General features: G+C 35.7%; 19 protein-coding genes. 5 read left to right on the forward strand and 14 right to left on the reverse strand.

The window, feature by feature from the left end; translation table 11 throughout:
- Positions 1–103 precede the first annotated feature (103 nt).
- Entirely contained in the window at positions 104–1,057 is a 954-nt protein-coding gene (locus BUB12_RS03585) for an AEC family transporter (RefSeq protein WP_072888118.1), read from the forward strand.
- A gap of 102 nt (positions 1,058–1,159) precedes the next feature.
- On the forward strand, positions 1,160–1,963 hold the full coding sequence (gene pdxK, locus BUB12_RS03590) for a pyridoxine/pyridoxal/pyridoxamine kinase (RefSeq protein ID WP_072888120.1): 804 nt from the start codon (positions 1,160–1,162) through the stop codon (positions 1,961–1,963).
- A 186-nt stretch (positions 1,964–2,149) separates the two neighbouring features.
- On the opposite strand, the gene BUB12_RS03595 is transcribed toward pdxK, so the two are convergent.
- The 3 genes from BUB12_RS03595 to BUB12_RS03605 form a co-directional block, all read right to left on the reverse strand.
- Positions 2,150–3,010, reverse strand: a complete 861-nt coding sequence (locus BUB12_RS03595; protein ID WP_072888122.1) for an MBL fold metallo-hydrolase — start codon at positions 3,008–3,010, stop codon at positions 2,150–2,152.
- 58 nt (positions 3,011–3,068) lie between these two features.
- Entirely contained in the window at positions 3,069–3,674 is a 606-nt protein-coding gene (locus BUB12_RS03600; RefSeq protein ID WP_072888123.1) for a class I SAM-dependent methyltransferase, read from the reverse strand.
- Between the two features lie 78 nt (positions 3,675–3,752).
- Positions 3,753–4,370 carry a class I SAM-dependent methyltransferase gene (locus tag BUB12_RS03605; RefSeq protein ID WP_072888125.1) on the reverse strand — a complete coding sequence of 206 codons (618 nt, stop codon included), beginning with the start codon at positions 4,368–4,370 and terminating at the stop codon, positions 3,753–3,755.
- 514 nt (positions 4,371–4,884) lie between these two features.
- Between BUB12_RS03605 and BUB12_RS03610 the strand changes: the two genes are divergently transcribed.
- Together BUB12_RS03610 and BUB12_RS03615 are read left to right on the forward strand one after the other, a co-directional pair.
- Positions 4,885–6,465, forward strand: a complete 1,581-nt coding sequence (locus BUB12_RS03610) for a peptide chain release factor 3 (protein WP_072888127.1) — start codon at positions 4,885–4,887, stop codon at positions 6,463–6,465.
- A gap of 143 nt (positions 6,466–6,608) precedes the next feature.
- Positions 6,609–7,046, forward strand: a complete 438-nt coding sequence (locus tag BUB12_RS03615; protein ID WP_327196128.1) for a YugN family protein — start codon at positions 6,609–6,611, stop codon at positions 7,044–7,046.
- A 70-nt stretch (positions 7,047–7,116) separates the two neighbouring features.
- Here the strand turns inward: BUB12_RS03615 and BUB12_RS03620 are convergent, their stop codons facing one another.
- The 3 genes from BUB12_RS03620 to BUB12_RS03630 are packed head-to-tail and all read right to left on the reverse strand — an operon-like array spanning position 7,117 to position 10,212.
- Positions 7,117–8,187: a C45 family autoproteolytic acyltransferase/hydrolase gene (locus BUB12_RS03620; RefSeq protein ID WP_072888131.1), complete on the reverse strand. Its 1,071-nt coding sequence runs from the start codon at positions 8,185–8,187 to the stop codon at positions 7,117–7,119.
- A gap of 19 nt (positions 8,188–8,206) precedes the next feature.
- Entirely contained in the window at positions 8,207–9,886 is a 1,680-nt protein-coding gene (locus BUB12_RS03625) for an ABC1 kinase family protein (RefSeq protein ID WP_200801015.1), read from the reverse strand.
- 32 nt (positions 9,887–9,918) lie between these two features.
- Positions 9,919–10,212 (reverse strand): phasin family protein, encoded by a 294-nt coding sequence (locus BUB12_RS03630; protein WP_072888135.1) that lies wholly within the window; start codon positions 10,210–10,212, stop codon positions 9,919–9,921.
- Between the two features lie 135 nt (positions 10,213–10,347).
- Between BUB12_RS03630 and BUB12_RS03635 the strand changes: the two genes are divergently transcribed.
- The gene (locus tag BUB12_RS03635) at positions 10,348–10,554 is read left to right on the forward strand and encodes a hypothetical protein (RefSeq protein ID WP_072888137.1); all 207 of its coding nucleotides are present in this window, start codon (positions 10,348–10,350) and stop codon (positions 10,552–10,554) included.
- Positions 10,555–10,590: 36 nt separating this feature from the next.
- On the opposite strand, the gene BUB12_RS03640 is transcribed toward BUB12_RS03635, so the two are convergent.
- The 8 genes from BUB12_RS03640 to glmM form a co-directional block, all read right to left on the reverse strand.
- Positions 10,591–11,556 (reverse strand): ABC transporter permease, encoded by a 966-nt coding sequence (locus tag BUB12_RS03640; protein WP_072888138.1) that lies wholly within the window; start codon positions 11,554–11,556, stop codon positions 10,591–10,593.
- On the reverse strand, positions 11,556–12,473 hold the full coding sequence (locus BUB12_RS03645; RefSeq protein WP_072888141.1) for an ABC transporter ATP-binding protein: 918 nt from the start codon (positions 12,471–12,473) through the stop codon (positions 11,556–11,558). Before BUB12_RS03645 ends, BUB12_RS03640 begins: the two co-directional genes overlap by 1 nt.
- Before the next feature lie 314 nt (positions 12,474–12,787).
- Complete coding sequence (locus BUB12_RS03650; protein ID WP_072888143.1) at positions 12,788–13,354, reverse strand: DUF4256 domain-containing protein; 567 nt, start codon at positions 13,352–13,354, stop codon at positions 12,788–12,790.
- Positions 13,355–13,448: 94 nt separating this feature from the next.
- Positions 13,449–13,919, reverse strand: a complete 471-nt coding sequence (locus BUB12_RS03655) for an NUDIX domain-containing protein (protein ID WP_072888146.1) — start codon at positions 13,917–13,919, stop codon at positions 13,449–13,451.
- 58 nt (positions 13,920–13,977) lie between these two features.
- Positions 13,978–14,769, reverse strand: a complete 792-nt coding sequence (locus tag BUB12_RS03660) for a nucleotidyltransferase domain-containing protein (RefSeq protein WP_084063209.1) — start codon at positions 14,767–14,769, stop codon at positions 13,978–13,980.
- A 316-nt stretch (positions 14,770–15,085) separates the two neighbouring features.
- A complete protein-coding gene (glmS, locus tag BUB12_RS03665; protein ID WP_072888150.1) occupies positions 15,086–16,888 on the reverse strand; it encodes a glutamine--fructose-6-phosphate transaminase (isomerizing) in 1,803 nt (600 codons plus the stop codon).
- Positions 16,889–17,387: 499 nt separating this feature from the next.
- Positions 17,388–19,178 (reverse strand): S9 family peptidase, encoded by a 1,791-nt coding sequence (locus BUB12_RS03670; RefSeq protein WP_072888152.1) that lies wholly within the window; start codon positions 19,176–19,178, stop codon positions 17,388–17,390.
- A 173-nt stretch (positions 19,179–19,351) separates the two neighbouring features.
- On the reverse strand, positions 19,352–20,701 hold the full coding sequence (gene glmM, locus BUB12_RS03675; RefSeq protein ID WP_072888154.1) for a phosphoglucosamine mutase: 1,350 nt from the start codon (positions 20,699–20,701) through the stop codon (positions 19,352–19,354).
- Positions 20,702–20,716 lie beyond the last annotated feature (15 nt).

The raw sequence follows: 20,716 nt of genomic DNA on the forward strand, positions 1-20,716 counted from the left end.
TATAATTCCATTCCAGTATTTTGTCTATTAATTTGATTTCTATAATAATCACTTTACTTATGATATGTTTATTAGATAGAAAATTCATACTAGGAGTGTCATGATGTCGATTATTTTTAATGCTGTTATTCCATTATTTGCTATTATTCTAGCAGGGTTTGTAGCTGGGAGAATGAATCTATTACCTAATAGTGCAGCTTCGTCCCTCAATTCGTTCGTTTATTATTTTTCTTTACCTGCATTGTTATTTTTCTCAATTGCAACAGCCCCTGTCAATCAACTAACAAACGCTAACTTTATCCTTGCAAATATACTATTAATCATTGGTTTTTATCTATTCACTATTATATTTTTTAAGATTGTATACAAAAAACCATTACAAGAATTAACGATGTACGGAATGATGACTACATATGGGAACACAGGATTTTTGGGTATTCCATTGATTATTGCTATTTTTGGCCAGGCGGCAGCAATACCAGTTGCGATTTCAATTTTAATCTATGATTTAGTCATTTTAATTATGGTTATCTCATCCTTTGAAGTTTTAAAACAAAAATCAGATGGAGATTTTCTTCAAACAATAAAGGTAATTCTAAAGTCTGTGTTTCTTAATCCTATTAATGGATCACTTTTAATCGGATTTTCAATAGCATTTTTGCAGATTCCCACACCGGAACCACTACTTGTATTTGCTGATACATTAGGAGCAGCAGCCGGTCCAACAGCCTTATTCTCGCTAGGTCTAGGATTAGCAAGCCAAAGGAAGGATTTACTTAGTTACGCTTTTCGCAAATCAGAAATGTTTGTGCTTCTTCTATTTAAACTAATACTGTTACCATTATTTGCTTATTTCCTAGTATATTTAGTTTTTCCTGTTAATAATCATGTGTGGGCAGCTACAATTGTGATTTTATCATCACTCCCAACTGGTGCGATGGTAAATGTATTTTCTGAAAGATACCAAACCTTAACGAGAGAAGTACCTGCTTTTATTTTGTTATCAACAGTTTTATCCTTATTCTCAACATCTATCATTCTACTTTGGATTCTATAGTGGTGAATTCCGAGTAATAAACTAGGTTTAAACACTTTTCATGAGTAGTAATTTAGTATATTCTATAAGAGTGAAAAATTTCAATTTAGGGGGTACGACTGTATGACAATGAAAAAAGCCCTAACTTTCGCTGGATCCGATTCAAGTGGAGGAGCAGGTATACAAGCAGACTTAAAGACTTTTCAAGAAAATAATGTGTACGGTATGACCGCACTTACATCTATTGTAACAATGGATCCCAATAATCACTGGAGCCATGGTGTAACTGCTATTGATACAGGCATTGTTGAGAACCAATTAAATACCATTCTATCTGTGGGTGTCGATGCAATGAAGAGTGGAATGCTTGGATCTGTCGACATTATTGAACTTGGTGCACGAAAGATTGATGAGTTTAACATAGATAAGTATGTTCTTGATCCTGTAATGGTTTGTAAAGGAGAAGATGAAGTACTTCAGCCTGAAAATACGGTTGCTATGCGTGAATTCTTACTCCCACGTTCCATTATTGCTACACCGAACCTTTTTGAAGCTGGTCAATTAGCTAAAACTGGTCCTATCAAAACAATGGTTGGAATGAAAGAAGCTGCTAAAATTATTGTCGAATTAGGTGCGAAGAATGTGGTGATCAAAGGTGGAACTGCCTTGGAACATGAGAAAGCAGTAGACCTTTTCTATGATGGTAATGAGTTTGTTCTGTTGGAAAATGACAAAATAGATACAACTTATAATCATGGTGCAGGCTGCACATTTGCTGCTGCTATTACATCTAACCTAGCACATGGAAAAAGTGTAAGAGAATCTGTGGAAGCAGCAAAAGCTTTTGTATCAAAAGCTATTGAACATGGTTGGAAGTTAAATGAATATGTTGGACCAGTAATGCATGGAGCGTACAATCGATTCTAAGAGATCCTTTTTGGACATATGGTACGCTATTTTACTAAATTCACACGGATACACGTAACTTTTTGGGTAATAAAGGAACATTTGTCCAAAAAACCAACACATAATCTTTTTACAGCCTAATTAAGGAATATTTGTCCATTCAGTTAAAAAACCGAACTAGATTCAATGCTAGTTCGGTTTTTTCCATTAATGTAGGTTTTCATCATCCACGTATTTTCCGTAATCTGGAACGGCAATCTGATCAAATTCATTTACTAATTTTTCTAGATTGGTTGTTAATTCATCACCAGTCATTGGAACACCATGGCCCGTAACAGCCACAGATGGATTTAGTTCTTTTAACTTAATCACAGATTCTTTCGCCGCTTTCCAATCGGTTGTAAGGTACCTTGGAGGTCCACTTATTTCTTTTTCTTGTGTCATCACTTTGTATAAATATTCTTGCCTTACCGTTACAAAGGCATCTCCAGTAATTAAAGTTCTATCACTCTCTCGAAACAATGATACATGTCCAGGAGAATGCCCTGGCGTATGGATCCACTTAAACTCTGGTAAATGTGGGATTTTTCCATCAGAAGGAAGGGCTTCTATATGGTTGCCCAAATTAATTGGTTCGTTTGGGAAAAGTGGGGACATTTTTGCTACCATCCCACCTTCAACTGATCCATCTGGCTCGGGATACTTTTGTTTTCCAGTTAAAAATGGTATTTCTAGCTCATGTGCATATACTGGAATATTCCACCTGTCAATCAATTCAATAATGGAACCAACGTGGTCAAAATGGCCATGTGTCAACACAATCGCTTTCGGTTGGCTTCCTTCACCAAAACGTTCTTCCACTTCAGTAATAATCTCATTTGCTGAGTTTGGCATTCCAGTATCAACTAACACGAAATCACCTGACTGTGGGTTACCTACTAAACAGAGATTTACAATCTGATTCGTATAACAATAGATATCCGGTAAAAGTTCAACCCCAACCCCACTACCAACTGAAGTCGCCGGTATTGACTTATAATCATCACCATACTGCATGTTTTTATCCATGATCATTCTCCTTTATTGCTACTAATAGGATTATTGTTCCTTTAATAGCAATAAATATTTAATTTGGAAAACCATAAATTAAAAACCGTTCAGAATCATCTTTTTCATAATACGCAGGAACAATTACTTCTTTCTTCCTTTCCAGGATGGTATTGTCTTCAAGGTAAAAGATATAGTCTTTAGAAGGGTAATATAGCACAATGGATATATCTCTTTTGTATTGCTCGTAGGATAACAAAATATTATTAAGGACTTTTATAAAAATGGTGATTGAAAAAGGGTTGAAAAAGTAAAACAGATTGTCCTGATGACTAATAGGATACTCCTCAGCAATCCCATTATAAAAGTTTACCTTCTCCGTATTCCTTTTAGTCACTTTTTTGTAGTTCTTTAAATTGTCTAATGCCTGCTGATAGAAATTTCCGTCTCTCTCCACTCCTGTCACATTAACATGATGGAAATAATGAAGATAAAAGTTTAATCGACCTTTTCCACAACCAAAGTCAACTACACAATCATCTTGATTAATAGAAACATGCTCCAATAGAACCTCTAATGCACGATAGGGTGTCGGCTCATAAGGATGATAAAAATCCTTTTCTTGGTAGGACTGCTTCCCTTTTGTATTTATGTTCAGTAGCTTTTCATAGTAGTATTCTTTCATAGCTAGTCTCCCAGATTAGTTTTATCTATTATCTAAAACGACATGATCGCTTATGCAAATTTCCGTTTTCCTAATAAACTACTTTTTACATACGGCGATGCCCAAGGGATAATTTTTTTCCTCAGATGACTGTGCCGGTTCTATCACGACACCTTTTTGATAATAAAACTCTTTCGTTTGATAGTCATTAAATAGCTCTTTAAACTCTTTTACCGTTAATTGATGGACATGGAATTCCTGACCACTCGGTATTCCTCTACCTTCTCCAAATGGTGTAGAAAGGATTAAAGCACCTCCAGGCTTTAGCATTTTATAAATATTTTTCATAAATTGTTCTTCTTCATGAATATGCTCTAACGTTTCAAAGCTTAATATACAATCAAACTCTCCCAATACTTCTGGTAAAGTAGGGTCTACAACATCCCCCTCTATAAAAGATGAGATTGGATGATAATATTTTGCCTTTGCATAGTTCACAGCATCTTGATTAATATCAACTCCGACTACTTCATCCACTTTATCTTTACATTGTTTGGCAATTATATGAGTGCCATATCCTGAACCACTGGCAAAGTCTAACACTCTTCCATAAACATAGTGAGCAGAAAAATGATATCTCGCTAGATGTTCTAATAATAGCCCATTTAAAATACTCATCTTCTCAGGAATAACCCGTTCCCCTGTATCCTTCAACATTCATTTCACCGCTTTTATTATATTGAATAACCTGTTAACACGATTATCTCAATCTTTAAATCATTTATCTAGTTTAAAGAATTCTTGTTTCCCCTAAAAGAGTGACCCGGAAAGGATTATAATTCTGTTCTTGGGGGTTCATGTAAATAATTATGAGGAATTACACACCCTAGTTAACAAAGATGAATTGACTAGTAAGATAACAAGTGCTATCTTTTGAAAAGTAAACAAGAAAAGCGCAGAGCGCCCGCTTTGCGACGTACGGACTGGACTGAGGCGTAGGAGATAAAGGAAACACGACGACCATCGGGAGGCGATGTTGACTTATCGTACGGAGGCGAAGGAAGTCTCGCTAGTCGCAGGCGCTCGGAGCTAGACATCTCTGAAATTTATACTTTCATATCTTTTAGAAAAGCATGAGACGTCTAGACTTAATATGAAGGAGAATCATACCAATGTAAACAAAATCCCAAATGAAATAAAAACAAATACTAACGAAGGGGATTTTATGACTATGACAATACAAAAAGAAGTAAATAAACGAAAAACATTTGCTATTATCTCCCACCCTGATGCCGGGAAAACAACCTTAACTGAAAAACTATTATTATACGGAAACTTAATTCGCTCTGCCGGAACGGTAAAAGGGAAGAAGAGTGGAAAGTTTGCTACTTCAGACTGGATGGAAATTGAAAAACAACGTGGGATTTCCGTTACATCTAGTGTTATGAACTTTTCCTACCAAGGTGCACAAGTCAATATACTAGACACCCCAGGACACGAAGACTTCAGTGAAGATACGTATCGAACACTTACTGCAGTCGATAGTGTAGTTATGATTATTGATGGAACAAAAGGAATAGAAGCACAAACTATAAAGTTGTTTAAAGTTTGCCGTATGCGTGGAATTCCTATTTTTACGTTTATTAACAAAATGGACCGAGAAGGAAAAGAACCACTAGAATTATTAGAAGAGATTGAAGAGGTTTTAGACATTGAGACCTATCCAATGAATTGGCCTGCTGGAATGGGCAAACGGTTTTTAGGTATTTTTGACCGTTACGAAAAACAATTTGTTAAATTTAATGGGAACGAGGAAGAAACGTATATCCCTTTTCATGAATTAGATCAAGAAGTAGAGTTAGTTTCCCAGCCTACTTTTGAAGCTGCTCGCGATGAATTAGAGCTAGTCGAAGAAGCCGGTGATGAATTCTCACTAGATGCTATTCTTCAAGGGGAGCAAACTCCAGTATTTTTCGGGAGTGCGCTAGCTCCATTTGGTGTTCAAACCTTTTTTGATACATTTATTTCCTTGGCACCTAATCCAAAGCCTAGAAAATCAACAGAAGGGGTTATTCAGCCAGATAACCAGGAATTCTCAGGATTTATTTTCAAGATCCAAGCGAACATGAACCCAGCACACCGTGACCGCGTTGCATTTTTAAGGGTCTGTTCTGGAAAGTTTGAACGAGGAATGAGTGTAAAGGTAGCAAGAACCGGAAAAGTGATCAAGCTATCCCAATCTCAACAAATTGTAGCCTCTACCAGAGACACGATTGATGAAGCTTATGCTGGTGACATAATTGGAATCTATGACCCAAATGTTTATCAAATAGGAGACACATTAATTGGTGGAAAAGGTAAGTTTGAATATGACGAATTACCACAATTCCCACCAGAAATATACAAAAAGGTCACAGCGAAAAATGTAATGAAAGCTAAGCAATTTAGAAAAGGGATTGAACAGCTAGTCCAAGAAGGTGCCATTCAATTATTCAGGGGACACCGTGATGAATCCTTTATTTTAGGTGCTGTTGGTGAACTTCAATACGAGGTATTCCAATATCGAATGAAAAACGAATACAATGTTGAGGTACTATTTGAAACGATTGGAGAACGAATACCTCGCTGGTTAAATCGAGAGCAAGTCGATCCATCCTTATTCGATGAGCGTAATTTATTGGTGCGTGACCGTGAGGATAACTTCTTAGTACTATTCCGTAATGAATTCGCGCTTAATTGGTTTAAGGATAAACATCCAAAAATCGACTTAATTGATTTATTTGAAGTTAACTCCTATGACCAAACAACTTAAGATACAAAAGAGTAAAGACAGTCCTTTTTTTGAGAGGACTGTCTTTATTAAGTTCTAGAACGATTTCACCCTTAAAATTTCTTAGTTATCCTGTATTTAATTCCAAATTCTGTTAATACTAATCAAGAAAATTAAATCCAGGAGTGATTCTATTGATTCAACTAGATACGGATATAGAAGGAAAAACTATTTATTTTGGTGAAATGATGAAGATTGCAAAACAAAATGGATTCGGATTATGTGGTGGTTGGGAATATGATGGAGGCTTTATTGATGGCATCATGCATAGAGAGGGACCAGATACATATTATGTCCGAATACCATTTCACGTCATTGAAGGAGAACTTGATCGGCCAAACGCATTACTAAAATTCAAAAGACCCTTTGTTATTAAACATGTCGTTAATTTTGGCTTAGATAAGGAAGAGCAATCATTGTTGGCTGCTACAGGAATTAACCAATTCCAAGAACCAGCTGATAAAGATGGGTACATAAGGGATAAATCAAGATGGGAAGAGCTTGGTGAACAAGCTGTCAGCCAATTACTTCAGCACATGCCGGATAATCGTTCGATTTCTTAAAGAAATTAGGGAATATGTTTTTATAATTTCCTGAAAGTCAAAAAATCGCATTCTCGTGCGATTTTTTGTTTTACAAAACGATGTCTACCTTATCCAACAGCACCATATTGATAAACGGAGATTCATTATCTAAGCTACCCTTGATTCGTGTCGCTGCTAATTTATATCCGTCTAGCCATCTTTGGAAATCCATCATATATGGAGGTTGATTACCTCCTAAAGAAAAACCTACTTTCATTTGTTTTGGCAAATAAATTGCCGTATGAAGTGTACCTGCCCAGGCTCCATACTTATTAGAAAAGACACCTTGCTCTACATCATTCATTAATTGAAAGGCCTCATATGGATCATGTAAATCCAAGCTCTTCTGCTTAATTACTTCTTGACGGTTTATCGATTCTTCCACGCGATATCGGTTTTCATCGGTAAGTTTTTCAAAATGGTTGGTACATGCATTGGATTGATGGACTTCAATTTTCCGTGGGGATGCTTCTACGACTGATGACTTTCCTGTTTGGTCAAGTACGATATAACTAAATGTATGTCGATGGGGAATCTCTTTTAATAGATCTACTGCTTCCTCAACATTACTACAGACTTCTAATAGTAGTCTCCCTATCATATTACAAATAAAGCCATCTCCTGAGCCTTTACGATTCACAAAGTTATATCCCACAGCTAATCCTTTTTCATTCATCCCATCAATTCTTCCTGTGATTTGCATTGAAGGCCCAATTATCGCATAACCTCTATCAGTCGGTTGATAAGCTAGATAACGTCCTTCGTAGGATAATGGGTGATTATCATAATTACGCACCATATAGTCCTTACTCGTTAACACAGAACAACCACTTCTACCATATTCCAAATAGTATCCGCCGAATTCTCGTATGGCATCACGCATGTTCCATTTCAAAGAATCTGCCAACCCTTCAATTTCCTCCCAAACTCCTGGAGCAAATTGTAAGATGGTCTTTTTTACTACACGTTCATCAATTCTAAAGTGACGTTCTCTTTTTGGGGCCCATTGTTTCTCACGATTAGGTAGTATTGGAGAATCCTTCAGCAATTCTCCCTGCCAATAACCAAAATTATAATGGTTCCCTCGAAACTGTAGAACATCGCTGTATACTTGTTTCATAGAAAAACCTCTTTTGTTTTTAAAATCTTCCCGATCGAAAAATAGCGTATAAAATCCATAAAAACATGATAATCGCAATAATAAACCCAACTTCAATTACTGGAATATTCCAAAGCAAAGTTGATTGTCTAACGACTGCAGAACCTACAATTAAACCCACCATTATTATGCTAAAAGACAATAAAACAATACTAAAACTAAGCCGGTTACTTATTTTATCTAGTTTTCTTAATGACTTATCGACTTCAGGTGCTGATACTTCTAAACGGATCTTTCCTTTTTTTATTACTTGTTTGAGCTCTTTTATTGTTTGTGGCATATCCGAAATAATCTCACCGTATTCCGTTAAATCTCGGATCACTTGTTCAGATACTTTTTTGGGATGGTACCTTTCCTTTAGAAGTTGGCGACCAAATGGTTCTGCCATTTTTATGATACTAAGATTCGGATCTAATTCTTCCACCAAACCCTCAATTGTTAGCAACGTTTTCCCAAGTAACGTTAGGTCTGCTGGAATTTTAATATGATGTTTATAGGCAACGGAGAATAAATCATTGACCGCATCACCTAAACTAACCTGACTTAGAGGAACATCATAATATTTATCTTTTAACAGATCAATGTCCTTTCTAAGTCGCGTCATATCTACATCATCTTCTACCATTCCCATCTTAGAGATTGCTTTCACCATGCCATCTGTATTTTGTCGCATTAATGCGATTACAAAAGACGATAAATTTCCTCTCATTTCAGCAGTTACGCGCCCTACTAGACCAAAATCCATAAAGACGATTTGCTCTTCCTTTTGAGCTAAGATGTTTCCTGGATGTGGATCACCATGAAAGAATCCCTCGATAAAGATTTGATGAAACATACTATCTACTACATTTTCAGCTAATACACTTTGATTTAAGTTGTTTTCCACCAATTTTTCCGGATCATTGAGTTTGGTCCCTTGTACAAATTCCATTGTTAGTACTTTTTGTGAGGTATATTCCCAATATATATTAGGTATTGCTATTTTGGGATTATCTACAAACTGTTTTGCGATTTTCTCTGCATTTCTTCCCTCATTCATATAATCCAATTCTTCACGTAATGAAATGGAAAATTCCTTAATTATGTCACGAACATGGTATTTTGCTGCTATTTCCAGGCGACTTTCAGCCAGAGCTGCTAAATCATTTAAAATCTCTAAATCAGTTCGAACTGTATTGAAAACGTTAGGCCGTTGTATTTTGACAGCTACTTGTTTCCCTGAATGTAAAACAGCATAATGAACTTGTCCAATAGAAGCCGCAGCTAGAGGAGTCTCCTTAAATTCAGAAAATAACGTATCTATATTACTACCTAGTTCACGTTCAATGATTGTTATTGCTTCTTGGGTGGAAAATGGCGAAACATGATCTTGTAATCTCTCTAATTCGATAATAATATCCTTTGGTAAAATATCAGATCTTGTACTAGCAAATTGTCCAAGTTTTATAAATGTCGGTCCTAGGGCTTCCATAAACAAGCGAATACGTTCACCTGTAGTCTTCTTGCGTATCTTTTGTTTGTCCTTCATGAAGATTCTTTTGGGAATAGACAATAAATCATGTAGACCCATCTCCACTGCAATATAACCAAAACCATTTCTTGAAAAGGCTGTTACGATATCCCGATATCGTTGCAAGTGTCGTATACGTTTCTCAAAAATAGAGACCCCTCCTTTCTATAAGTTACTTTAGTTTAATCTTTATCTTTTTCCAATTCCTCAATGCGTTTCTTTAGTTTATCTACTTCTTCTTTTGTTGCTAAATCTAACTCATCTAATAGTTGATGTAGTTTGCTCGAAATTTTGTCATCCAATTGTTTTTGAGTTTCTTTACCTTTTTCTAATAACTCTTGAAAAAATTCCTTTGATTCTTGCTTACTTATTTCACCCTTTTCAACTAACTCATCAACTACTTTTTCTGCTTGTTCCTTAGTAGTTACAGCTAATCCTAAACCTAGAGACAGACCTTTTTTTAACGTGTTTTTCACTTTTATCCTCTCCTTTAAAATAAATTGTAACTAATCGTTCTTAGTATCATTATACCACCTCGTCTAGTGGGGTTGTTATTACAAAAAAGCATAATTTACCTCTCTAATACACAGTCTATGATAGAGGTGATTATAATGAATGATAAAAAGAAAAAATTTAATATGCCTAATCAATCAAATACTGATGGTGAAATAAGCGTTCAAAATGGAATAAAGGAGAACTATCCTATCGAATCCATGAATAAGATGACCGGAGATTCTGTAGACGAACACAAGAAACAAGAGGCTGCAAACGAAGTAATTGCTGAGAAAGAAATATCCCAAGTATATAACAACTCTTAGTGGAATAGAATCTATCCCACTAAGAGCACATTTAATTTAAATACTGACATCCCTTTTCTTAAAGAAGATAAAGGCTAAGTATAGGAATATTACAAAATAGATAACTAGGACTGCAATGGAAAAACCAAGTGTCATTCCCTCAATCATTGGCCCATCCGCAAAGTACACCTGCAAGTCTGTATTTGCAAATAAAGAATATTTTGCCCAGTCTGTAAATAGTGCCAAAATGCTAGTAGCATTGGTACCAATAAATAAGAACATAACCGATAATGCAATAGCAATGGTTTCACTTCTAAATATAGTGGAAATCATAAATGAAAATGCAGTTAACATCAGTAAAGTAACTGAACTAGATAAATAACTTAGGCCTAAGAAGAGAATTCTTGAGCGTTCCTTCACTTCTCCATCGATTGCCGATAGATGAATCGATGAACCATCAAATCCAAATAATATAGAACCAACGATAAATGACAAGCTAAACAATATAGCTAAAAGAAATAATCCGAATAGTATCGTTGTTATAAACTTTGAAGCTAAAATTTGTGTTCTAGATACTGAGCGAACCAATAACAGCTTTATGGTTCCTTTATTAAATTCATGTGCAACAATTGATGCTCCTACAATGATAACAAATACCCCTATTAGACTAACTAATGCTGTATTAATATCAATATAAGACCAGACATTGGTTTCTTCATGAGGAGATAGATTATGCTCGATACGATAATTATTTATGGCCAGCTCATTTTCATAAAAGCTTCTTAAATAATAATTATCAAACCCACCTACCATATCATCTAAATTTGCTTCCAAATTCACGTTAGATTGTTGTAATTCTGATTTCCATTCTTCCTCTGATGGTAATTCACTACTTTCCGTTTGGTTAAAAAAGATTACTATTGCTGTGACAGATACTCCGAGAACTAAAATACCTAACATGATATAGGTGCTAATCCGATTAAATAACTTCATCCATTCGTTTTGTATTAATTTCAGTAGCATTAGGACACCTCCTGGCTTGTTGCTTGTAAGAATCGATCTTCTAATGTTTGTTTTTCTCTAATTACTTGGTAGATAATTATGTCGTTCCTCGTTAAACTTGAAACCATCTTACCAATTCCCTCTTTAGATACTTGGACTTTAAGCATCCCATCTTGAATTTCAACTGTTGTATCCAGTTGTTCTTCTATAAAGACTTTTGCTTTTTCCACCTCATTTACTTCCATACGATAGCTGCTTACCACTTCTTCATTTGATTCATTTGATACGTCTTCTACTTGTACCAATTTCCCCTCTTTAATAATGGCAAACCGATCACACATTAATTCCATTTCCGATAACACATGACTAGAAACCAAAATAGCAATGTTTTCTTTTTTGGCTACTCCACGTAAGTAATCACGCATCTGTCTTATTCCTGCTGGATCCAGACCATTTGTTGGTTCATCCAAAATTAATATTTTCGGATTATGTATCATTGCTTGTGCAATACCTAAACGTTGTTTCATTCCCAATGAAAAACGTTTTACCTTTTTATCCTTAACGTGGTCTAACCCCACTAGTTCAAGTCGTTGTTGAATATCTTCTTCTGTTACATTTTTACTCATACGTCCAAAGTGTATTAAATTCTTTCTAGCAGAAAGGTATGGATACAATTCAGGATTTTCAACAATGGCACCAACATTTTCAATCGCCTTTTTATAATCTTTACTAATACTACTCCCGTTAATTTTTATTTCTCCAGAAGTTACATTCGTTAGACCTACAATCATACGAATCGTCGTAGTTTTCCCAGCCCCATTTGGACCAAGAAAACCAAATACTTCACCAGGATAGACATCAAATGAAAGGTCTTTAATGATATGATGCTTTCCTATTTTCTTGTTTACATTTTCCAATGTCAAAATTGGTTCTTCCACACTAACACTCCTTTATTTATTCATCCCAAAATAAATCATCTAATGTCTTATTTAGAGCTTTGCAAATTGCTCTACAAAGACTAAGACTCCTAATTCAAAAAATCCAATCCCCTCAAATACTAAAACACTTTTAGCACTTATTAAGAGATAAATTTCTTTATTTCAAATTCTTTATACGTTATTCCATATTATTTTGTTTCATTTTATACAACTTATTTGGTAAATTCCTCCTTTTTATCTATATGATGTATGGATTAGTTCAAAATTAAAAATCCATTCCAAAACAATCGGAATGGATTTATGTTTATCTGCTTTCACACCCGTAGCGCACCACGGAAGCCTCTGGCACCATAGTAAGAATCTGCTCCGTTGTGGTACAAAAAGACGTGTCCAAAACGATAATCACAAAAAAGTGATCCACCAAGCTTTCTAATATCTGATGGTGTTTGTACCCAGCTTGAGGTTTTCGTATCAAACTTACCTAGTTTCTGCAGTTCACGATACTGTTCTTCAGTTAAAAGTTCAATACCCATGTCTGTAGCCATATCAATCGCACTATTTTCTGGTTTATGCTTTTTTCTAGATTCTAATGCTTCACGGTCATAACAAACACTGCGGCGTCCTTTAGGGCTTTCTGGGGAACAATCGAAAAAGATATACTCATTCATGTCTTCATCAAAATTAACTACATCTGGTTCCCCACCAGTTTCTTCCATCTGATTCAATGACCACAGTTTTTCTGGATTTGCCTCCAGTTTCTCCTGGACTTTTGCCCAAACAAGCGATTCATGACGATGCATGTTCTTCTCAAAACGTTCCTTTAATATTTGAAGCAATTCTTCTTGTTGTTCTTGTGACAATTCTTTGTTTTTTACTACCATTATAGAACCTCCAGTTCCACCTATTAATATACTTGTAAATCCAGTCTACAATAATTAACATGAACTAGTAAATTAATTTTCCATATTCTTGCATTTAATTAATATCACCTAAATATACAGTTGTATTTTTACTTATTCCAGTTTTATAATCCATTATGTATTTACGCAATTCTTGAGGATATAGTCGGTAGCTTATTAGATCAGGGATCGGTAACCACTCGACACCAATTTGTCCATCATCAGGAACTATTCCATTTCTAATATCTTTATTATCCTTTTTGATATTACATAAAAACATATATTCTATTTGATGTACTCCTGAATCAAATTCAGCACGTTCATGATTACGTCCTATATATTCTCTGATAAATAATAGATCTCCAATATCAACAAGAGCATTAATTTCTTCTATACACTCTCTTCGTAATGTTTCATGAAGAGTTTCTCCATGTTCTTGACCACCACCAGGTAAAATGTAATAGAACCCATCTTTATCCTGCTTCTTAATGGCTAATAAATTTCCATCTTGGAAAATTAATGCCTTGGCTGAATTTCTTATCCCCATTTTACGCCTCCAATTTTCTATTTTTAAACTTAAACACACATGCCCCTTCCTTTAATCTTTACTTTCGTTTTATTCCATCTTTTGACTGATTTAACAGGTTTATCATCATTCTTATAAATGGAACTGCTTGGGAATTATTTCCTGCATTGGATTCTATCCAATCGATTTCAACACTCAATAATCTAATTAAGTAATAAACTGCTTTATAATGGGAATTAGGTGTTATATGCATGAAAATCGTTTTTACCTTATCCAGCTGAATAGGAGGTAATTGTGATTCAAGACTTTTTAATCCTAATTGTGCTCTTTCAGGTCTATATCTATGTAACAATACTTTAGATAGGTTGACCATAACGTGTTGCAACATCTCCACAGCCCATAAGTCATTTCCCCTTTGTTTCGCCGTATTATATTGAAATAGATACCAAGCTACATCATAGGCACAACCGCTAAACTCTTCTAAGGAAAGTGACAAATTTTGAGTGGATTGATATTTAGTTAGTTTACCTTCTGGATCATATAACACTTGGAAAAAATCCTTTTCTTTGAAACTCTTTTCAGTAACAGTAAATAAATCTACATGAAGAAGGTTATCAAAGACTGCTATTATTTGAGGTGCAATGATAAAAAAATCTTCATAAAACAATATCTTTCTATAAGACTCTAAATGCATTAATCGTTGTGTCAAAAATTTCTCTTCATCTTCTTCATTTACCAAGCAGTAAAGGTCTACATCCGAATATTCATCATATTCCCCTCTTCCCATTGAGCCTTTTAAGAAGATTGCCTTTACAAGTTTATCCTTCATTAAACTATGTGAAATAGCCTTAACAGCATCTTCCTGCTTCATCATTACCCTCCTAACCTAAAAATAAATATTACGCCATTATATTCCATTTACTTAGAATAATCAATACAATACTATTCTTCTTAGGTAAGGTCTTACCTTTAAAACCTCTCACCAGTGCTATTTTTCATCCTATTATATTTATAACAATTTACGTAAGCAGAAAACACCTTGCCTATTTTTAAGCAAGGTGTTTTTATCTTAATTGGGAATGAAAAAATTGTTTTGGAAAACAGTCAAAGAATATAACTATCTATGAGTATTCCCTACGTTTAACGAATAATTGAACTTCATAAATTGCTTGAAAGTTTTTTTATTATTATTCCACTGTAACACTCTTCGCTAAGTTACGTGGTTTATCAACATCACATCCGCGATGCAGCGCTGCGTAATAGGCCAATAACTGTAGTGGTACAACACTTACTAGCGGTGTTAAAAGTTCATGAACAGGAGGTAACACGAATGCATCATCATCTTGTTCTAATCCTTTCATACTAATAATCATTGCGTTTGCCCCACGAGCTACAACTTCCTGTACGTTACCACGGATTGAGTAGTTCACGTTTGCCTGTGTTGCTAAAGCAATAACAGGTGTACCTTCTTCAATAAGAGCGATGGTTCCGTGTTTTAACTCTCCACCAGCAAATCCTTCAGCTTGAATATAGGAAATTTCTTTTAGCTTTAATGCGCCTTCCAAGGCTACATTATAATCTGCACTACGACCAATGAAGAATGCATTTCTAGTTGTAGCTAAATAATCTCTAGTCAACTGCTCTAGTTCTTCTTTTTGTCCAGTTAAGACATCCATTGCATTAGCTACAATCCCTAGTTCTTGCATTGGATCGAAGTCTAATTCGAGACCTTTCACCTTTGCAGTGTCTACTGCCAATATTGCTAATACAGCGATTTGAGCTGTATATGCTTTGGTTGATGCAACTGCAATTTCTGGACCTGCATAAAGGTGTAACGTATAATCTGCTTCACGAGAAAGGGTGGATCCTGGCACATTGGTAATTGTAAGTGCTGGATGTCCCATTTCTTTAATTTTGACTAATACAGAACGGCTATCTGCTGTTTCTCCACTTTGTGAAATAAACACAAATAATGGACGTTCTGATAATAATGGCATGTTATATGAGAATTCACTAGCCACATGCACCTCAACAGGAATCTTAGCTAATTTCTCCATAAACTCTTTACCAACTAACCCTGCGTGGTAACTTGTTCCTGCTGCGATAATATAGATTCTGTCAGCTGCTTTCATTGCTTGACGAATGTTAGCATCCAATTTGAGTTCATTATGCTCATCCTGATACTCTTTAATAATTTTTCGCATAACAATTGGCTGTTCATCGATTTCTTTAAGCATGAAGTGTGGATACGTACCTTTTTCAATATCACCAGCATCAATTTGTGCTGTATATGGTTTACGATCAACAACTTTCCCGTTTAATTTTTGTACTTCAACAAAGTTACGGTTAACAAGAACAATTTCCTGATCATATATTTCCAAGTATTGGTCCGTTTCCCTTAATGTAGCCATAGCATCACTAGCAACTACATTAAATCCATCACCAAGACCCACTAACAATGGACTTTTGTTTTTTGCTACATAAAGTGTATCGCTGTCTTCTGCATCAATCATTGCAATGGCATAAGAACCTTTTAATAAGTTCATTGCTTGACGGAAGGCTTCAGCTGTATCGTTATATTGTTCGTATAATTTTTCAAGCAGTTGAACAATTACCTCTGTATCCGTTTCACTCACAAAGTTTACATCTTGAAGGTATTCTTTTTTTAAATCGATATAATTCTCGATTACCCCATTATGAACTAACGTAAATCTTCCAGACGTACTTTGGTGAGGGTGGGCATTGTCTTCGCTTGGTATTCCATGGGTTGCCCAACGTGTATGGCCTATTCCCATCGTAGCATAAACCGTTTGGTCTACTTTCTCTCTTAGCGTTGCAATACGACCTTTTACCTTAGTAAGTTGAACTCCATTATTATTTAGAACAGCAATCCCAGCTGAATCATATCCTCTATATTCTAATTTTTCAAGTCCATTTAATAAGACATCTTTTGAATCATTTTGTCCGATATATCCTACAATTCCACACATATCGTTTTGTTCCTCCTCATACTAAGGGGCAACAAACGACCTGTTCAATTATTATTACGTCATTAAACTGGGGCCATCATGTTGCCCCTTTCTCGTGATAGGCATCTTGCTTCGTCTCTTTGTCCAATAAGTTGCCTCATTGTTTTGGAGAAAAAGCATACGATTGAGATGCAGCAATCGGAAGGTATCCGCCGAATACTTCGATAACCTTCCCCCTCGTCAACTACTTTCTATTCCGTTCAGAAAATAGTCCTGGCGCTTAAGAAAATATTTTCCCTATGCTCCTTTCTATTTTTGACTAATATTTCACCCTTATTTATGGTAAGTCCTTCAAAGGGTACACCATATTTTAACTGAATTCGATATAACGGTCAATCTTTTTTTGTGGGTGATAATTTTAGTATATGTGCATAGCTTGGTTTTGTTCATTTTAAGTCTTACAACAAAAAAGGTATGAGACCTAAGTGGTTTCATACCCTATTTAGAATTCTATTCAACCTTATCCTTGATGTTTCTCTAAGAAATCTAACATCAAACTATATACTTTTATTTCATTTTCCTTTTTCGCAAATCCGTGACCTTCATCTTCCAGAACCAAGTATTCAACGTCACGGCCTTTTTCTTCCAACTTAGCAACAATTTGGTCAGACTCTGCTTGAACAACACGCGGGTCTTTTGCTCCCTGTATTACAAGCATTGGCTTAACCATACCGTCTAAATACGTTACAGGGGAATCTTTAATGAATCGTTCTTTGTCACGCTCTGGGTCACCCACCCAACGCTCCATAATTGGTTTCCAATGCTCAGGTACAGAATTCACAAACGAGAAGAGATCAGATGGACCAAAAATATCAACTACTGCTTTAAAGTAGTCGGCATGACGTCCATGTAGAAGTAATGACATATACCCTCCATAGCTTCCCCCAACTAAAAATAGCTTATCTCGATTCGTAATATTATTTTCAAACAACCACTCAATACCTGCTACACAGTCTAAACGTGGACCCTCTCCCCAATCTTGCTCCACTAATTTTACAAAGGATGACCCATATCCAGTTGAACCACGGAAGTTAGGGGCAAAAATAGTATATCCACGATTTAAAAAGCACTGGAACATAGAACGAAACATTTTTCTTTCTGATGCTTGAGGACCACCATGTGGCCAGAAAATTGTATGCCCATTGTCATTTTCTGGTTTAGCTTTAAATAATAGCGCCTCAATTTCCATCCCGTCAAATGATTTATAAGTTACCACATCAGGCTCCACCATATCTTCTGAATCTAATCCTAAAACACGGTTATTCGTTAATTGATTCCAATTAGCTCCATCCTCAGATTGGAATATATTATGTGGAATGGTTGCACTTCTACCTAACACATACAATGTTCCAGATTTGGCAACTAGTACCTTTTCGATAACGTCAATCGGAAGTTCAAGTTTCTCAAGTTTTCCTGATTTGGGATCATATCGATACAAGTCATCCTGTACACCATTTTCTGTGCTTAAATAAAATACTCCATTGGATTTATCCCATTGAATCCCACTCACACTTTCGTTCTCAATGGACAATATTTTAGAAAATTCCTTTGTAATTAGGTCAAATTTAGCTAAGTAGCTATATTCACTTTCATAATCCGTCACAAAATAGATCGTGTTATTATCAGTGAACGTTGGACTAGTTGTAACATGAACTTTTTTTGAATCTGGTGTTAACCCATGGGTTTCTTCTCCAATTTTAACGAACGAAGGAATATACGTATTCGCAAATGTACGAGAATATACAAATGCCTCTTCATTATCCGAAACGGCTGATAAATAAGTTGGCGAGGTTTCTCCTTCATTTAATAATGTGTCGGAATTATCATCTAAATTGCGTACACGGGCATTCAAAAAGTTAGGGTTTCCTTCTGATGTCATGTAATAAATGCGTTTCCCATCATCACTTAAATGGCTCAGAAAATACTTATCTTGTGGATCACCAGTGATTAACCCTTGAGGCAAACCACCTTCATTAGGAATTGCATATATTTGATGGTTCTCATCCCCATCTTTATCATACCCAGCCAGGACAAAACGATTTTCTGGATCAAATTTAATAAAACTATTTGACTCATCATGATGTGCAAATAAATATGGAAATGTATCAGGCAAGTCCATTGCCCATAAATTCATCTTTCCATTTAAATTGGCACAAAAGATTAATTTTTTCTCATCCTTACTTACAGCAAAGTCAGTAATTACATATGTACGGAAAAACTGTTCTACGGTTGGTTTTGGAAACTTAATCATCGTACTTCCCCCTAATGGTTAATTTTTACTTTTAACTATATTCTAACAATAGACTTTATGTAAATAATTATAACTTATTCCATATATTTCGAATAGCGAAATGTTCTTTTATAATGATTAATTTCCATAAGAAAAACTGCCCCTAGATTTAGAAGCAGTTTTTCTATAATACATTATTCTTTTGTTCCTAATAAACTGTCGATAAGTGCTACCACGCGGTCAGCATACTTTTCGCATTGCTCTTTAGTAGGAGCTTCTACCATAACACGAACTAATGGTTCTGTTCCTGAAGGGCGCACAAGCACACGACCTTCATCACCTAATTCACGCTCTACAGATTCAATCTCACTCAAAATACGCGAATCACTTAACGCCTTTTGTTTATCAACTACTCTAATATTTTTAAGAACTTGAGGGAAGATCGTCATCTCTTCTGCTAGTTCAGATAACGGTTTTCCAGTTTCTTTCATTACATTAACTAGCTGTATCGCTGAAAGCATCCCATCACCAGTAGTAGAATAGTCTAGGAAGATAATGTGTCCTGACTGCTCTCCACCCAGGTTATAGCCACCTTTACGCATTTCCTCCATTACATAACGGTCACCAACAGCCGTTTTATCACTACGCATTCCATTTTCCTCTAATGCTTTGTAAAAACCAATGTTACTCATTACTGTAGAAACAACCGTATTATGACGAAGGAAACCTTTTTCGTTCATATATTTCGCACAGATATACATAATCTGATCACCATCTACAATGTTTCCTTTTTCATCAACTGCAATCAGACGGTCCCCATCACCATCAAATGCTAGACCAATATCGGCACCTTTTTCTGTTACAAAGGCTTGTAGTGTTTCTGGATGTGTGGAACCAACACCATCGTTAATATTTAGACCATCAGGTGCCGACCCAATTGTTAAGACATCTGCTTCTAAATCTGCAAATAAATGAGTTGCTAAACTTGATGTAGCCCCGTGTGCACAATCTAAAGCAATTTGTAATCCATCAAAATCATTATCAATTGTCGTTTTCAAATAGGAGAGGTATTTTTGTCCAGCTTCAAAAAAGTCATTCACAACACCAACGTCAGCTCCAACAGGGCGAGGTAAGGTATCCTCTTCTGCATCCATTAGCTTCTCAATCTCTGCTTCTTGTTCATCTAAAAGCTTGAAACCGTCTGGTCCAAAGAATTTAATTCCGTTATCTTCCACCGGATTATGAGAAGCAGAAATCATTACACCAGCCTGTGAGCTTGTTGCTTTAGTTAAATAGGCTACACCAGGGGTTGAAATGACCCCAATACGCATCACTTCAGCCCCAATCGATAGTAACCCTGCTACAAGTGCACTCTCTAGCATATAGCCAGAGACTCTAGTGTCACGACCAATTAAGATTTTTGGTCGGTTTGTTTCTTTTGTTAATACATATCCTCCAAAACGTCCTAGCTTAAATGCTAATTCAGGGGAGAGTTCTTTATTTGCAACTCCCCTGACACCGTCTGTTCCAAAATATTTACCCATATTACCTCTCCTTTA

The sequence above is a fragment of the Ornithinibacillus halophilus genome (assembly GCF_900129485.1).
Taxonomy (GTDB): Bacteria; Bacillota; Bacilli; order Bacillales; family Amphibacillaceae; genus Ornithinibacillus; species Ornithinibacillus halophilus.

Bases quoted from the DNA above. Each gene is read 5' to 3' on its own strand.
- BUB12_RS03585 (WP_072888118.1), top strand. From the start codon at position 104: ATGTCGATTATTTTTAATGCTGTTATTCCATTATTTGCTATTATTCTA.
- pdxK (WP_072888120.1), top strand. From the start codon at position 1,160: ATGACAATGAAAAAAGCCCTAACTTTCGCTGGATCCGATTCAAGTGGA.
- BUB12_RS03595 (WP_072888122.1), bottom strand. From the start codon at position 3,010: ATGGATAAAAACATGCAGTATGGTGATGATTATAAGTCAATACCGGCG.
- BUB12_RS03600 (WP_072888123.1), bottom strand. From the start codon at position 3,674: ATGAAAGAATACTACTATGAAAAGCTACTGAACATAAATACAAAAGGG.
- BUB12_RS03605 (WP_072888125.1), bottom strand. From the start codon at position 4,370: ATGTTGAAGGATACAGGGGAACGGGTTATTCCTGAGAAGATGAGTATT.
- BUB12_RS03610 (WP_072888127.1), top strand. From the start codon at position 4,885: ATGACAATACAAAAAGAAGTAAATAAACGAAAAACATTTGCTATTATC.
- BUB12_RS03620 (WP_072888131.1), bottom strand. From the start codon at position 8,187: ATGAAACAAGTATACAGCGATGTTCTACAGTTTCGAGGGAACCATTAT.
- BUB12_RS03635 (WP_072888137.1), top strand. From the start codon at position 10,348: ATGAATGATAAAAAGAAAAAATTTAATATGCCTAATCAATCAAATACT.
- BUB12_RS03640 (WP_072888138.1), bottom strand. From the start codon at position 11,556: ATGCTACTGAAATTAATACAAAACGAATGGATGAAGTTATTTAATCGG.
- BUB12_RS03650 (WP_072888143.1), bottom strand. From the start codon at position 13,354: ATGGTAGTAAAAAACAAAGAATTGTCACAAGAACAACAAGAAGAATTG.
- BUB12_RS03655 (WP_072888146.1), bottom strand. From the start codon at position 13,919: ATGGGGATAAGAAATTCAGCCAAGGCATTAATTTTCCAAGATGGAAAT.
- BUB12_RS03660 (WP_084063209.1), bottom strand. From the start codon at position 14,769: ATGAAGCAGGAAGATGCTGTTAAGGCTATTTCACATAGTTTAATGAAG.
- glmS (WP_072888150.1), bottom strand. From the start codon at position 16,888: ATGTGTGGAATTGTAGGATATATCGGACAAAATGATTCAAAAGATGTC.
- BUB12_RS03670 (WP_072888152.1), bottom strand. From the start codon at position 19,178: ATGATTAAGTTTCCAAAACCAACCGTAGAACAGTTTTTCCGTACATAT.
- glmM (WP_072888154.1), bottom strand. From the start codon at position 20,701: ATGGGTAAATATTTTGGAACAGACGGTGTCAGGGGAGTTGCAAATAAA.